13 protein-coding genes and 1 tRNA gene are annotated in these 14,585 nt (G+C 69.1%); 5 read left to right on the top strand and 9 right to left on the bottom strand.

Features of this window, described 5'->3' with window-relative positions:
• Positions 1–73 precede the first annotated feature (73 nt).
• Positions 74–145 (bottom strand) — tRNA-Gln (locus PQI23_RS11990).
• A gap of 100 nt (positions 146–245) precedes the next feature.
• Here PQI23_RS11990 and PQI23_RS11985 point away from each other — a divergent pair.
• Positions 246–803, top strand: a complete 558-nt coding sequence (locus PQI23_RS11985) for a MarR family winged helix-turn-helix transcriptional regulator (protein WP_339974823.1) — start codon at positions 246–248, stop codon at positions 801–803.
• A gap of 31 nt (positions 804–834) precedes the next feature.
• Here PQI23_RS11985 and PQI23_RS11980 read toward each other — a convergent pair whose 3' ends face one another.
• Positions 835–2,532: an amidase gene (locus PQI23_RS11980; protein ID WP_339974821.1), complete on the bottom strand. Its 1,698-nt coding sequence runs from the start codon at positions 2,530–2,532 to the stop codon at positions 835–837.
• Positions 2,533–2,663: 131 nt separating this feature from the next.
• On the opposite strand from PQI23_RS11980, the gene PQI23_RS11975 reads away from it, so the two are divergent.
• The gene (locus PQI23_RS11975) at positions 2,664–3,227 is read left to right on the top strand and encodes a TetR/AcrR family transcriptional regulator (protein ID WP_339974819.1); all 564 of its coding nucleotides are present in this window, start codon (positions 2,664–2,666) and stop codon (positions 3,225–3,227) included.
• A gap of 30 nt (positions 3,228–3,257) precedes the next feature.
• Here the strand turns inward: PQI23_RS11975 and PQI23_RS11970 are convergent, their stop codons facing one another.
• Entirely contained in the window at positions 3,258–4,154 is an 897-nt protein-coding gene (locus PQI23_RS11970) for a LysR family transcriptional regulator (RefSeq protein WP_339974829.1), read from the bottom strand.
• A gap of 77 nt (positions 4,155–4,231) precedes the next feature.
• On the opposite strand from PQI23_RS11970, the gene PQI23_RS11965 reads away from it, so the two are divergent.
• Together PQI23_RS11965 and PQI23_RS11960 are read left to right on the top strand one after the other, a co-directional pair.
• Positions 4,232–5,746 (top strand): aminotransferase class I/II-fold pyridoxal phosphate-dependent enzyme, encoded by a 1,515-nt coding sequence (locus PQI23_RS11965; protein ID WP_339974817.1) that lies wholly within the window; start codon positions 4,232–4,234, stop codon positions 5,744–5,746.
• 67 nt (positions 5,747–5,813) lie between these two features.
• The gene (locus PQI23_RS11960; RefSeq protein WP_339974815.1) at positions 5,814–7,289 is read left to right on the top strand and encodes an amino acid permease; all 1,476 of its coding nucleotides are present in this window, start codon (positions 5,814–5,816) and stop codon (positions 7,287–7,289) included.
• Between the two features lie 91 nt (positions 7,290–7,380).
• On the opposite strand, the gene PQI23_RS11955 is transcribed toward PQI23_RS11960, so the two are convergent.
• Positions 7,381–8,604 (bottom strand): acyl-CoA dehydrogenase family protein, encoded by a 1,224-nt coding sequence (locus PQI23_RS11955; RefSeq protein ID WP_339974813.1) that lies wholly within the window; start codon positions 8,602–8,604, stop codon positions 7,381–7,383.
• Positions 8,605–8,776: 172 nt separating this feature from the next.
• Between PQI23_RS11955 and PQI23_RS11950 the strand changes: the two genes are divergently transcribed.
• Positions 8,777–9,451, top strand: a complete 675-nt coding sequence (locus PQI23_RS11950; RefSeq protein ID WP_339974811.1) for a TetR/AcrR family transcriptional regulator — start codon at positions 8,777–8,779, stop codon at positions 9,449–9,451.
• A gap of 38 nt (positions 9,452–9,489) precedes the next feature.
• Here the strand turns inward: PQI23_RS11950 and PQI23_RS11945 are convergent, their stop codons facing one another.
• From PQI23_RS11945 to PQI23_RS11925, 5 genes are all read right to left on the bottom strand, one after another.
• Positions 9,490–10,137, bottom strand: coding sequence for a VOC family protein (locus PQI23_RS11945; protein WP_339974808.1), 648 nt, complete (start codon positions 10,135–10,137; stop codon positions 9,490–9,492).
• A 69-nt stretch (positions 10,138–10,206) separates the two neighbouring features.
• Complete coding sequence (locus PQI23_RS11940) at positions 10,207–10,833, bottom strand: MBL fold metallo-hydrolase (protein WP_339974806.1); 627 nt, start codon at positions 10,831–10,833, stop codon at positions 10,207–10,209.
• Complete coding sequence (locus tag PQI23_RS11935) at positions 10,833–11,918, bottom strand: S-(hydroxymethyl)mycothiol dehydrogenase (RefSeq protein WP_339974804.1); 1,086 nt, start codon at positions 11,916–11,918, stop codon at positions 10,833–10,835. Before PQI23_RS11935 ends, PQI23_RS11940 begins: the two co-directional genes overlap by 1 nt.
• A 104-nt stretch (positions 11,919–12,022) precedes the next feature.
• On the bottom strand, positions 12,023–13,306 hold the full coding sequence (locus PQI23_RS11930) for an ArgE/DapE family deacylase (protein ID WP_339974827.1): 1,284 nt from the start codon (positions 13,304–13,306) through the stop codon (positions 12,023–12,025).
• A gap of 159 nt (positions 13,307–13,465) precedes the next feature.
• Entirely contained in the window at positions 13,466–14,563 is a 1,098-nt protein-coding gene (locus PQI23_RS11925) for a helix-turn-helix domain-containing protein (RefSeq protein WP_339974802.1), read from the bottom strand.
• Between the last annotated feature and the right edge of the window lie 22 nt (positions 14,564–14,585).

The following is a 14,585-nucleotide window of genomic DNA, read 5'->3' as shown; positions in this document are numbered from 1 at the left end:
GCGCTACCCCATATCGACGGCGCTTGTGAGCGCCGCACGGAGCAATGACCCGAAGCGATGCTTCGTTCCATCGCTCCGCCCCCAGGACTCGAACCTGGACCTCACAGCTCCAAAGGCTGTCGTGCTGCCATTACACCAAGGCGGACCGCACCGATTTCGGCACGGCTCCTAGTCTGCCACGGCTCCGAGCGCCGCCGCACCACGCGAGGTCGCGAACACCGCCGCCCTGGCTCGATAATGGTGGGATGAAACACGAAGACGAGGTCGACCGGATCATCGCGGACTGGGAGGCAGCGCGCCCGGATCTCGATTTCGCTCCCCTCGCGATCTTCTCGCGCATGTGGCGGGTGACGAAGCACATCGACCGCGCACGCGCGCACGCCTTCGAGCGATCGGGCCTCATGTCGTGGGAGTTCGACGTGCTCGCCGCGTTGCGCCGCAGCGGCGAGCCGTTCCGGCAGAGCCCGAAACTGCTCGGCCAGCAGACGATGGTGTCGAGTGGCACGATGACCAACCGGATCGACCGTATGGCGGAGCGCGAACTGGTGCGGCGCCTCACCGACCCGAACGACGGCCGCGGAGTGCTCGTGGAGATGATGCCTCGCGGCCTGACGCTGGTCGATGCGGCGATCACTCGGCTCACCGACTCCGAGGAGCGCCTGCTGAGCGGCATTCCCAAATCCGAACGGGATCGACTCGGCGTGCTGCTGCGTCGGCTCGCGCTGAGCGTCGACCGATACGTCCCGCTCTCAGAGCCGCTCGGCGAGGCCGAGACGGACTCCGAGGCCGGTCGGGCCGGCTGAATCGGAGCGCCGGCCCCTCGGCGGCCCGGCCCTATCCGACCCGATCCTCGGGCAGCGCGGGCGTCGAATCCGGAGCGACCCGGAGCGTGCCGCTGCCACCGGCTTCGAAAGCGGTGGCGTAGGCGAGCAGTTCGGGATCGGAGTACGCGCGACCCGCGAAGGTGATGCCGATCGGCATGCCGATGTCATCCATCATCCCCATCGCCGTCGTCACCGTCGGAATTCCGAGGTGTCGCAGCGCGTAGTTGCCGTTCGAGAAGAAGACCCCGTTCGACCAGGCCCGATCCGCCGCCTCTTGATCGACGTCGGCGTTCCACGCTCCCACGTCGGCGTTCGCCGGGAACACGACACCGTCGAAGCGATGCTCGCGGAGCCATGACTCGAAGAGCTGCTCGCGCAGCTGCACGAGCGCACGCAGCCCCTTGGCGAAGTCGCCGCGATCACGGGGGTCCGAGATGCCCTCCTGCGCCATCGCGACGGTCGCGCGATACCGGTTCTCGTAGTCCTCGACCTCTTCGTAGCGGTCGGGGAGCGCGCCCGGAGGCTGGGGGAAGATCGTGTCCGGATCCACCGCCCCGAGATTCGGGATGCTCGGGTCGCCGTTCGCCCTGAGGAAGTCGTCCCAGCCGAAGGCGAGGAAGTGGTTGAACTCGGTGTCCATCCACCCCTCCGGCAGCACGCCGAGCGCCCCGACGTTCTCCTGACCGGGGCGGTCGCCCTCGTACTGCTCGATGAGCGGGAAGTCGGTCACGACGAGTTCTGCCCCGAGCGCCTCGAGCCGTGCACGGGCCTCGGCGAAACGCGCGAGCACCGAGGGCCGCACCTCGATCGGGAAGTTCGGGTCTTCGCCCAGGTACATCGCAGGCACTGCGAAGCGCTTGCCCCGCAGCGCGTCTGGGTTCTCGAGGTCGAGGTAGCTCGCGGGCCGGTGCTCGCTCGCGCTCGGCAGGTCGATGACGTTCTGATTGCGCCAGAAGTCGCCGCGCGTATTCGCATCGTCCTGTACGAGCACGTCGAGCACGCGCAGCATGTCGGGCATCGAGCGAGTGTGCGGAACCACGACGTCTCGGGCGGGGAAGAGCGGCCAGTTGCCTCGGATGCTGAGCACGCCCCACGAGGGCGTGTAGGCGCAGAGCCCGTTGTTCGATGCGGGGCTGCGGCCCGAAGACACCGTCTCCTCCCCCATTCCGAACACGGCGAAGTTCGCCGCCGTGGAGACGCCGGAGCCGTTCGAGGAGCCCGATGCGTACGCCGCGGCGAGGAATTCGGGGTTGTACGGGCTCTCCGCGCGTCCGTAGACACCGCGCTGCATCCCGCCGTCGGCCATGGGGGGCATGTTCGTCTTGCCGATGAGTACGGCGCCCGCGTCACGCAGCTGCGCGACCGTGAAGGCGTCCCACTGCGCGACCAGGTGCTCGAAGGCGGGCGACCCGGACGCGACCGTGAGGCCCTCGACCATGTACGAATCCTTGACCGTGAAGGGCACCCCTTCGAGCGGCCGGGCGAGCCCCTCGCGCCAGCGTCGATCGGACTCTGCGGCATCGCGGAGCGCGTTCGGGTTGGCGACGACGATCGCATTGAGCCCGTCGTCTCCGCGGTCGTACGCCTCGATGCGCGCCAGATAGCGCTCAGTCAGCCAGGTGCTGGTGATCTCGCCGCGGGAGAGGGCGTCGAGCACTTCTGCGATCGACGCTTCGATCAGCTCGAAGGGGGTGGTCGTTTCGTTCATGAACATCCTCGTCTCCCGCACCGCGGTGCGGAACTCGCGCTTGTCGACGCCCTGACGAGCGCCTATCCTGAAAACAGTTTCAGTTGCCGTCGCGCCCATGTCAAGCGGGCGCGCGATCGGAGGGAGTCCGGGTGTCGAACGACGCACGAGAGCGCATCCTCACCGCGTGCGAGCAGACGATCGCGCGAGCAGGCATCCGCGGCTTCCGCATGCACGACGTCGCGAGCGCGGCCGGCGTCTCGATCGGTCTGCTCGCCTACCACTTCGGCGACCGCGACGGGCTGCTGCAGGCGGCCCTCGACCACGTGACCGAGCGGGCCGAGGATCGCGCGCGACGCTCCCCCGAACCCGCGACGGCGGCGACACGCCTGAGCGCGCTCCTCTGCTCCGAGTTCGGCGACGAACCCGAGGTTCGTGCGGGCTCGACGGCCTGGAACGAGTTGCGCGCGCTCGCGGTGTTCGAGCCGGCGCAGGCCGCCGCCGTCGCCCGCTCGACTGCGGCCTGGCAGCGGTCGGTGCAGCTGCTCGTCGCCGAGGCGGTGCGGGATCGCGGAAGCGATCTCGACCCGGCCGCCGCCGCGCTGATGCTCACCGCGCTGGTCGAGGGCCTCTCCGGCCGCTGGCTCACCGGCCAGGTGACCGCGGAGGAGGCGCAGGAGTCGGTGCGCGGGGCGCTTCGCGGATTGGGGTTGTAGGTTCTCGCGGAGCGCCGAGAGCGCGATGCATCACCGCCGCCCCGCCGTGAGCTGCTCGAGGATCTCACCCAACCACCCGACTGCCGCCGGCATCTGGCCGCGTCGCGTCACGAAGGAGACGCGTCGCTCCCCGAGGTCCTGCTCCGCCGGGCGCAGCACCACATCGAAGTCGGCGTCGACCGCCGCGCCGGTGGTCAGGGCGCAGCCGAGCCCCTCGGCGACGAGCCCATGGATCATATAGAGATCATCCGTCCGCATGAGTTCGCGCATGGGCACACCGATCGACTGGTACACGCGGCGCAGCACCCGGTCGGAGGCCTCGTCGTCGCTCCTGCTGCAGACCCACGCGACCTCCGCAAGATCGGCGAAGTCGAGCACGGCGCGATCCGCGAGTGAGCTGTGCTTCGACACGAGCACGCGGTACGGCTCGGAGAACAGCGAGCGGTGCACCAGATCGGTTCCGACGAACCCGGGCTCCGTCGACACATGGTAGATGAGTCCTGCATGCACGTCTCCTGCCCGCACCATGCGCACCACCTCCGTGGGCTCAGCCTCGACGACCTCCACGCGCACCGAGCTGCGCTCACGGAGTTCTGCGATCGCGGCGGGTATCAGCCGAGACCCCATGGAAGAAAATGTGCCCACTCTGAGGGTCACCGCCCCGGCGTCGCGCAGCTCCAGCACAGCGCGCTCCGCGCGCTCGATCCGGGTCAGCACGGGAGCCACTTCGTCTGCGAACAGCGCCCCGAGCTCCGTGAGTCGTGCCCCGTTGCGGTCGCGCGCGACAAGCTCCGTGCCGAGGTGCGACTCGAGCGCGCGCAGATGATGCGTCACGGTCGGCACGCCGTAGTGCAGTGCATCGGCGGCGCGCGTGAGACTGCCGTGCTGCCGAACAGCCAGGAGCACGCGGAACTGCTGCAGGGTCATCACCAGATACACACTATGTCACTCAGTACGAATACTTGATATTCCGCAGGGGGCAGTGCTTCCCTATGGTGAGGGGCGTGCTCGATTCACTTCACCGCCGAGACGCGGCTCACACGGACCCCGCTGCCCGCCAGCAGGAGACCCCGTACGTCGACGCCCTGCGCTCCCTCGCTCAACAGGACTGGCAGCGCCTGCACGTGCCAGCGCACCACGGCGTCGTGGAGAACGCCCCCGGCGTCGCCGCGCTCGTCGGCGCCGATGCCATGCGCATCGACTTCCCGGTGCTCTTCAGCGCGGTCGACCAGCAGACTTGGCACCTCACGACACCAGGCCGCGTAACACCGCTGATGCGCGCCCAGCAACTCGCCGCAGAGGCGTGGGGCGCGAGCCGCACGTGGTTCATCACCAACGGCGCCTCCGGCGGCAATCACGTCGCGACGACCGTCGCCCGCGCGCTCGGCACCGACGTGGTGATGCAGCGCAGCGTGCACTCCAGCGTGATCGACGGGGCGACGCACGTCGGACTCGAACCGCACTTCGTGCAGGGATCCGTGGACGTCGGGCTCGGGGCTTCGCACGGCGTGACCGCTGAGCAGGTCGCCGACGCGCTCGCCGAGTACCCCGAAAGCGCCGCGGTCTACATCGTGTCACCGAGCTACTTCGGCGCGGTCGCAGACATTGCCGCGATCGCCCGCGCGGCCCACGATCACGGCGTCCCGCTCATCGTCGACGAGGCGTGGGGGTCGCACTTCGGTATGCACCCCGAGCTCCCAGTCAACGCCGCCCGCCTGGGCGCCGATCTCGTGATCTCGAGCACGCATAAAGCGGCCGGATCGCTGACCCAGTCCGCGATGCTGCACCTCGGCCACGGGGAGCACGCGCTGGCGCTCGAATCGCTCATCGACCGCGTCGTGCGCTCGTTCCAGTCGACGTCGAGCAGCGCCCTCCTCCTGGCCTCCCTCGACGAGGCCCGCATGCACATCGCCACCCGCCCCGATCTCGTGGGGCGCGCGATCGACGCGGCGCAGGCGATCCGCGGAGCGATCCGATCCGATCGACGGTACCGCGACGCCACGCCCGACGTGCTCGCGCGCGCCGACGCGATCGCGAACGATCCGCTCAAGATCGCCATCGACACGCGCGGCGCGGGCATTACCGGCGGTGATGCCCACCACCTGCTGCTCCGGGATCACCGCATCTACTGCGAGCTCTCCACTCCGTCGGCACTGCTCGCCCTCGTCGGTGCGACCTCGGCGATCGACGTAGACCGCTTCCTCGAAGCGCTGCAAGCGCTCCCCGAAGCCGATGTCGAGCCCGAACGCCCCATCGCCCTCCCTTCGCAGTGCGAACGCGCCATGGGTCTCGGCGAAGCGTTCTTCAGCGACGTCGCAGTCGTGTCCGCGACGGATGCCGTCGGCCGCGTCTCCGCCGACGCACTCGCGGCGTACCCGCCTGGAGTACCGAACGTGCTCCCCGGAGAAGTGCTCTCCGCCGAAGTCGTCTCCTTCCTGCGTGCTACCTCTGCCAGCCCGGCCGGATACGTACGCGGCGCGGCCGATCCGGCCCTCGCCACCTTCCGCGTGGTCGCCTGACAGCGGGCTCGCACCTTCACCACCCAACTCGTCGAAGCCTTCGACGCGCAGCGCACATAGGAGTGTCATGACCAGTATCGAAACAGGAGCCTTTCAAGGCCGGGCACCGGACACCTCGATTGAGGAACACGATGGAGGCATGCAGCGCGGCCTGAAGAACCGCCACTTGCAGCTCATCGCCATCGGCGGGTCGATCGGCACCGGCCTGTTTCTCGGCTCCGGCAAGCTCATCAGCGTCTCCGGCCCCTCGATCATCCTCGTGTACTTGGTGATCGGGTTCTTCGTCTTCTTCATCATGCGCGCGCTCGGTGAGCTGTTGCTCTCGAACCTCCACTACAAGACGTTCGGCGATATCGCGAAGGACATGCTGGGGCCCTGGGCAGGGTTCTTCGTCTCGTGGAACTACTGGTTCTCGTGGGTCATCGCGTGCGTCGCCGATATCGTCGCCATCACCGCCTATGTGCAGTGGTTCAACCCCGACATCCCGGCCTGGGTGCCCGCGCTCGTCACCGCCGCTGTGCTCACTCTGCTGAACCTGCAGCCCGTGAAGTTCTTCGGAGAGACCGAGTTCTGGTTCGCGATCATCAAGATCGTCGCGATCCTCGGCCTCATCGCGGTCGGCGTGATCCTCATGGCGACGCAGTTCCAGTCCCCGGGCGGCACGACGGCCTCGATCGCGAACCTCTGGGAGCACGGCGGAGTGTTCCCGATGGGCCTCAGCGGCTTCGTGCTCGGGTTCCAGATGGGCATCTTCTCGTTCATCGGCGTGGAACTCGTGGGCACAGCGGCCGCGGAGACCCAGAATCCGCGACGAACCCTCCCCAAGGCCATCAACTCGATCGTCGTGCGCATCCTGATCTTCTACATCGGAGCACTGGCCGTGATCATGGCCGTCACCCCGTGGGACGAGATCTCGCCCGATAAGAGCCCGTTCGTCGCGACGCTTGCGACCGCCGGCTTCGGACTCGCGGCCGTGGTGATCCAGCTCGTCGTACTGACCTCGGCCGCGTCCAGCGCGAACTCGGGCCTCTACTCGGGCACGCGCATGCTGTTCGGACTCGCGAAGGACGGACATGCACCTGCGAAGTTCGCGTTGACGGATGCGCACGGCGTACCGAAACGCTCCGTCTTCTTCACGTGCGTCTTCCTCTTCGCCGCGATTCCTCTGCTGTTCGCCGGCGACGGCGTCATCGCCGCGTTCACCTTCGTCTCCTCGATGTGCGCGACGCTCATCCTGTTCACCTGGGGATCGATCGTCGTCAGCTACATCGTCTACCGCAAGCGATACCCCGACCGCCACGCGGCCTCGGGATTCAAGATGCCTGTGTCGCGCGTCGCCCCCTGGCTGGTGCTCGCCTTCTTCGTGTTCATCGCGGCGACGCTCGTCTACGGCGACGACACGCGGCCCTCGATCCTCGCCGCACCCGCGTGGTTCGTGATCCTCACCGTGCTGTGGCAGGTGCGCAAACGGCGACTGATCCGTGACGGGCGGCCGCTGACGGGCGCCATCCCCACCGCGCCGCACCCGCTCGACGCGGACTAGATTGCAGGTTCTCGCGGAGCGCCGAGAGCGCGATTCGTGCTGTTCGCTCGAGCGGCGATGTGCCGAATCGCGCTCTCGCGCACGGAAGCCGTCAGGCGAACGCCGAGATGCCGGTGATGTCGCGCCCGATGATGAGCGCCTGCACCGTCTCCGTGCCCTCGTAGGTGTGCAGCGCTTCGATGTCGGCGAAGTGCCGGGCCACGCGATTCTCGAGCAGGATCCCGTTCCCGCCGAGCAGATCACGCGCATTCCGGGCGAGATCCCGCGCCGTGCGGGTGGCCGTGTACTTGCCGAGCGATGCGCCGGGGCCGGTGAGCTCGCCGCGCTCCTCGGCTCGCGTGAGCTGCATGAGCAGCGTCTGCAAGGAGGTGAGCGCACTCAGCATTTCGGCGAGACGCGACTGCACGATCTGCGAGGCGGCGAGCGCGCGCCCGAACTGCACGCGCTGCTGCGCGTAGTGCACGGCGCACTCGTACACGGCGACCGCGTGCCCGAGCGCCGACCACGCGACGCCCAGCCGAGTGGCCTGCAGCACGCGAGCCGTGTCCTTGAAGCTGTTGGCTCCGGGCATGCGCGCGCTCGCGGGGACGCGCACGGCGTCGAGCTCGATGTGCGCCTGCCAGATGGCGCGCAGCGAGACCTTGCCCTCGATCGTCGTCGCCCGATACCCCTCGGCGTCCTGCGGAACGAGGAATCCCTGCACCTGACCGTCATCGCCACGAGCCCAGACCACGGACACCTGGCCGACGCTGCCCGAGCCGATCCACTTCTTGTGGCCGTTGATGACGTACTCGTCGCCGTCGAGCGCGGCGCTCGTCTCCAGGCTCACGGAATCCGATCCGTGCGTCGGCTCGGTGAGGGCGAATGCACCGAGCTCGGTGCCCAGGGCGAGCGGCTCGCACCAGCGGTCGCGCTGCGCCTCCGAACCGCAGTACGCGATGGAGCGGAGGGCGAGCCCACCCTGCACACCGACGATGGTGGCGATCGACCCGTCGCCGCGAGCGAGCTCCATCATCGTCAGGCTGGCCGCCAGCAGGCTCTGCTCCGGGAAGCCCGGTACGTCGATGCCGTCGCGCAGCAGGTCGAGCTCACCGAGACGGCGCGCCAGGTCGAGCGGGTACTCGGCGCGATCCCACACGCGTGCGATGACGGGGCGCACCTCGTCCTGCACGAACGCTCGAGCGCGATCCCGGTACGCGAGATCTTCGTTCGAGACGCCGCGGAAGACGCCCGCGACATCGGGGTCCAGCGGCTCCCAGAGCGCGTACTCCGGCTCAGCGGTTCCCTGACTGATCATCGGCCTCGAACTCGACATGGCTTCCTCTCCGCGATGGGCTCCCGCCGTCGCACTTGCCCCGAGCATGCCTGAGACGCGGTGTCACGTCAAGCGAGACAGGATCGCAGAGTTCGCACAAGGTCGGCCGAAAGCAACCCACTGTCGGGTGAAACGCAGTCCCAGATCGCGTGAACTGTGCTACTTTCGGTGCATGTCAGTGCGTGCGCCCGGAACTCCGCCCGAGAGCTCGACGGCGGCGATTCGCCACCTCGCGGAGCGCGGATACGAAGCGACCACGGCGGAGGCCCTTGCGGCAGCAGTCGGCATGAGTCGCAGTACGTTCTTCCGTCGATTCGGCAGCAAGGACGATGTGGTGTTCGCGGATCACGACCTCGCGCTCGCGCGACTCGAGGCCGCGCTCGAAGACACCGCGCTCTCACCCGTCGATGCGCTGGTCACGGCGACGACCGACGTCCTGCGTCTCCTGCTCCGGGACCCCGAGGCGGCCCGACTGCGCTTCGAACTGATGCGTCTGACGCCGGCGCTGCGCGATCGCGAACTTGTCATCACGCACCGGTACGAGCGCGTCTTCACGCGCTACATTCGCGAGGTGCAGCAACCGGCGACTCCGGCCTGGGTGGCGTCGACCCTCGGCGCCTCCCTCGTCGCCGCGCACAATGCGGCGCTGCGGGCGTGGTTGCGCGGGCGCATCGCGGATGCGGCGGCGGCGCTGACCGATGACCTGCGCGACCTGACGGGCCTCTATCGGCCCTGGCTCGAGAACACTGGCGACCGCACGGAACGCCGCGTGCTCGTCGCGGTCTACGATGCTGCCGGATCGCCGGAGTCCGTGCTCGACGCGGTCTCGGAGCGCCTGCACCGCTAGTCGGGCGCGCGATCTGGGACGCCCCGCGTCGCGCCCCCTCAGAGCCCGACGATTTCGCCATCGGCGCGGCGCAGCTCGAGAGTGAAGCGCGGTCGCGACCCCGTGACGATGCACGCCGCCCCGTCGCCGAGGCCGAGTGCGTCGACCGCACGCTCGAGCACCGCCGGGTCGGGTTCTGCGCGGACGAACGAGACGAGGTCGATGGTCGGAAGATCGCCGGTGCCCGGCTGGGCCGTATCTCCCCAGTCGATCAGGAAGGGAACGTCGAGGCGTTCCGCCGAGGGGCCCGTGAGACGCCACTCGAGCAGTTCACCGGCCGGAGTGCGGCGCGACAGCCCCCTGACGTCGCCGGGGTCGAACCCGCGCGCACGCGCTCGAGCGACGGTGGCGTCGATGTCGTCGGGATGCACCGCGTACGTCTGCACGCCGGGGCCGACGAGCGCGTCGATGCCGAACATGGTGGGGAGCGTCGCGTCGGCGCGATCGGGATCGGGGCCGATCAGCTCGATGTACCGCGGCCCCCGCTCGCCGCCCACGGTGAGCGCGACGAGAGCGTTGGCGGTGCCCGTCGGGTGTGCGCCTCCCGGCGCTGCGGTCACACCCGTGCGCTGAGCGAACCACTCGATGAGGGAGGGCAGGTCGGGGCCTGCGATGACGATGTGGTCGAGGAGGCGGGGAATGCTCATGTCGAGAGTCCACCACACCCCGAAGGCGCGCGTGACGCGGGACGTCATTCCGCGTCACGCGCTCCGATGTCAGTGGCCGCGCGCGATCCACTCCTCGAGATGCGGCGCCTCATCGCCGATCGTGGTGGTGTCGCCGTGCCCCGTGTACACGACGGTCTCGGCCGGCAGCGAGAGCAGCTTGCCCCGGATCGACTCGATGATGAGCGGGAAATCGCTGAAGGAGCGACCGGTGGCGCCGGGCCCGCCCTGGAAGAGCGTGTCACCCGTGAACACTGCACCGAGCTGCGGCGCGGAGAACGAGGTGGAGCCGGGCGAGTGCCCCGGCGTGTGCAGTGCGGTCAGTTCGACTCCCGCCACGGAGAACACGGCGCCGTCCGCGATCTCGGCGTCGGGTGCGGCCTTGTGCACCGTCTCCCACAGCATCGCGTCCGCCGGGTTGAGGTGCAGCGGTGCGTCGAGCTTCTCGGCCGTCTCGCGCGCCGCGCGGATGTGGTCGTCGTGCCCGTGCGTGAGCAGGATCGCGACGGTGCGACGATCGCCGACCGCCTCTGCGACCGCTTCCGCATCGTGGGCGGGGTCGATGACGATCACCTCGGAATCGTCGCCGACGATCCAGACGTTGTTGTCGACGTCCCAGGTGCCTCCGTCGAGCGAGAACGTACCGCTCGTGACCAGGCGTTCGATGCGCGCGGCCATCAGAGCACCACCACCGAGCGGAGCACGGTGCCCTCGTGCATGCGGTCGAACGCGGCCTCCACGTCGCCGAGCCCGATGCGCTCGGTGACGAAGCCCTCGAGATCGAGGCGGCCGAGCTTGTACTGATCGATGAGCATCGAGAAGTCGCGGCTCGGCAGGCAGTCCCCGTACCACGACGACTTCAGCGATCCGCCCCGACCGAATACGTCGAGCAGCGGGAGCTCCAGCTGCATCTCGGGAGTGGGCACGCCCACGAGCACGACGCGACCGGCGAGGTCGCGAGCGTAGAACGCCTGGGTGTAGGTCTCCGGCCGACCCACGGCGTCGATCACGACGTCGGCGCCGAACCCGTCCGTCAATGCGCGAATCGCCTCGACGGGGTCTTCGGAACGGGAGTTCACCGTGTGCGTCGCGCCGAAGCGCTTCGCCTGCTCGAGCTTCGCATCATCGATGTCGACCGCGATGATCGTGGTCGCCCCGGCGAGCTGCGCCCCGGCGATCGCGGCGGTGCCCACGCCGCCGCAGCCGATCACCGCGACCGACTCTCCGCGCTGCACGCCGCCCGTGTTGATCGCGGCGCCGATGCCCGCCATCACCCCGCATCCGAGCAGCCCCACTGCGGCCGCATCCGACTCCTCGTCGATCTTGGTGCACTGGCCAGCGGCGACGAGCGTCTTCTCGATGAAGGCTCCGATGCCGAGCGCGGGCGAAAGCTCCGTGCCGTCTTCGAGGGTCATCTTCTGCTTCGCGTTGTGCGTGTCGAAGCAGTACTGGGGCTGCCCCTTGGCGCAGGCGCGGCACTGCCCGCACACGGCGCGCCAGTTCAGGATCACGCGATCCCCCACCGCGACCTCGGTGACGCCCTCGCCCACCGCTGCGACGCGACCCGTCGCCTCATGACCCAGCAGGAACGGGAACTCGTCGTTGATGCCGCCGAGCTTGTAGTGGAGGTCGGTGTGGCAGACACCGCTCGTGAGGATGTCGACGACGGCCTCGCCCGGCCCCGGATCCGGCACGATCACCGTCTCGATGGTCACCGGTGCGTTCTTCTCTCGCACGACGACGCCTTGCACTCGGTAGGCCATGTGGGTTCCTTTCGCGGGATCTCGGGCACGCATGCCCGCGCGCTCGATGTTCGCGCGGGGTCTCCCTCCAGGCTACCCAGTACCTCGGACGCACACGCCCGAGCTCACGCGATTTCTTCGACCCCGCACCACTCCGCGATGAAGAGCGCCATCGATTGCGTGCAGCGCCGGATCGACTCGATGCTGACGCGCTCGTCGAAGCCGTGGATGTTCTCGGACACCGGCCCGTACACGAGCGTCGGCGTACCGCCGTAGTTCACGAACACGCGGCCGTCGAGGTACCCGGGCGTGGTGAAGCTCGTGAGTTCGCGGCCGAACGCCGCCCGATGCGTCCGCTCGAGCACCGCCTCGGCGTCGCTTCCGGGCTCGAGCACGTAGCCCTCGGCGTAGAACCCGTCGGGTGTGACCTGCACGTCGAACGGACGGCGCTCGGCCGACCCCGACGCGGCCTCGCGCACGCACTGCTCGACCGCGGCGTGCGCGTCGGAGGCCGTCATGCCGGGGTACAGTGCAACGCGGAGCCGCAGCTCGCACCACGCAGGAACACTCGACGGCCAATCGCCGCCTCGAATACCGCCGATGTTGAAGTTGATCGGGTGATCCAGATCCTCGAAGTACGGGTGCTGATACTGCTCGGCGTTCCACTCCGCCTCGAGCCCCCGAAGCGCACCGATCACCTCGTAGGCGGCATCGATCGCGTTGAACCCGTTCGCCATCTCCCGCGGGTGCGTCGGCTCGCCGCTCACCCGGATCGTGCACCACAGCACGCCGACGTTCGCGCGCACGAGCGCATCCTCCTCGGGTTCCGAGATGATGACGGCCTCGGCCTCGTACCCCCGCAGCAGCGCCGCCAGCGAACCGTTCCCCGTGCACTCCTCCTCGACGACCGACTGCAGGTGCACGCGAGCCGTCGGGGCGAGTCCGGCGCGCCGCAGCGCGTCGAAGGCGAACAGGTTGGCGATGAGACCGGCCTTCATGTCGCCCGCCCCGCGACCGTACATCCACCCGTCGCGCACCTCCGCGTCCCACGGCGAGCGCGACCACTGCTCCTCCGGCCCCTCGGGCACGACGTCGATGTGCCCGTTCAGGATGAGCGATCGCCCCACCTCGCGGGCGGGCGTGTAGGTGCCCACGACATTGGTCATGCTGGCGTAGTCGACCGTCGACGGGCCGTACCCGGGGTGGGCCTCGAGCTCGGGCGATCCGATCGTCCACCGATCGATGTCGAGGCCGAGCGCCGCCATGCGCCCCTCGATGAGATCCTGAGCGGCTTCTTCGCCGGCGCGGAGCGAGGGGGCCGCGACGAGGTCCGCGGTGGCGCGGATCTGCTCGTCGAATGCTGCGTCGACCGCGTCGAGAATGCGCTGCGTCTGCGTGTCCGAGATCATGGGTGCCTCCGATTCCGTGTACTCCTCCGGCGGCGAGGCTGCCGGGCGCGGGTGATCCCGCATGCTTCGAGGCTAGGGCGGGAGCGGGCCGCGATGCATGTCGGATCGCCTCCGCTTGCCGGCGCTCCGTGTGCAATCGGACACCCGCCCGTGCGCTCTTCAGAGGTCGAGGATCACCATCGCGATGGCGGCGTCGCGCGGCACGGTGACGTCGAGGCCGCTGAGGTCTTGGAACGCGCGCAGCCGTTTGAGCACGGTGTTGCGGTGGAGGAAGAGCTCCTCGGCCGTGCGCTGCATGGATCCCGTCCTGATGAAGGTGCGCAGGGTGACGGCGAGGCGGTCGCGCTCCCCCTCGGGGATCGCGTCGAACGCCCCGGTGAGCTCGTGCGTGAATCCGGCGAGACGCTCGAGCATCGTCTCACGAGCGATCGAGGCGAAGCCGTCGCGGAGCCGGCAGACCGCCCCCTCGTCGGCGCGCTCGGCCAGATCGACGGCGATGGCGGCCGCCCGCCCCACGAGATCGAGGCCGTGCACGCGCGAGACGTATCCGCCCGCGAGCCCGGGGTCGGCGTCGACCCAGTCGATGGGACCGCGTCGTGGACGCAGCAGCACCGTCGTATCGCCGTCATCGAAGTACTGCCCGCCGTTCTCGAGCACCTCGCGGGACAGTCGCTCCCCGTCGCGCGTCGTCGCGAGCATCTCGTATTCGACCGACGTCGAGAGCCGCAGCATGTGCGCGATCGCGAGCAGCTCGTCGCCCGTGGCCTGACCGGAGAAGAGCCGTGCCCGCGCGCGCTCCTTCGCGGTGCGATGCTGCTGCGCCATCGAGTCCGATTCCTCGAGGAACGCCCGCTGCACCTCCGTCGCGTACCGTTCGACGACGTCGAGCACCTGCTCGCCGTGCGCGAGCAGCGCATCGGTGAGATCGGGCCGGGCGGCGCGCTCGAGCCCGCGCCACAGCACGCGGAAGTTGATGCGCACGGCCTCCATGAACCGTTCGACGCGCACGCCCTGGCGCGCCCGACGGCGGCCGAGCGCCTCCGCGAACGCCGACGGCTCCTCCGCACCGGCGTCTCCCGCGAGCCGCGACGCGAAGAGCGCGAAGGCGTTTCTCGCCGTGCGCTCGATGTCGTCGGCGGCGACCGCGTCGCCGACGTACCCGTCGTGCGTGCTCAATTCGGCGAGGAAGTCCTCGAGGAGCCGCGGCGTGTCCGCGCGGACTCGGTCGATGAGCTGGAGCCAACGCGGATCATGCATCACTCCATTGTGCGGCACCGCC

This window comes from Leucobacter sp. USCH14, from assembly GCF_037619215.1.
In the GTDB taxonomy this organism is placed as follows: domain Bacteria; phylum Actinomycetota; class Actinomycetes; order Actinomycetales; family Microbacteriaceae; genus Leucobacter.
This window is presented reverse-complemented; position numbering and strand designations above follow the sequence as displayed.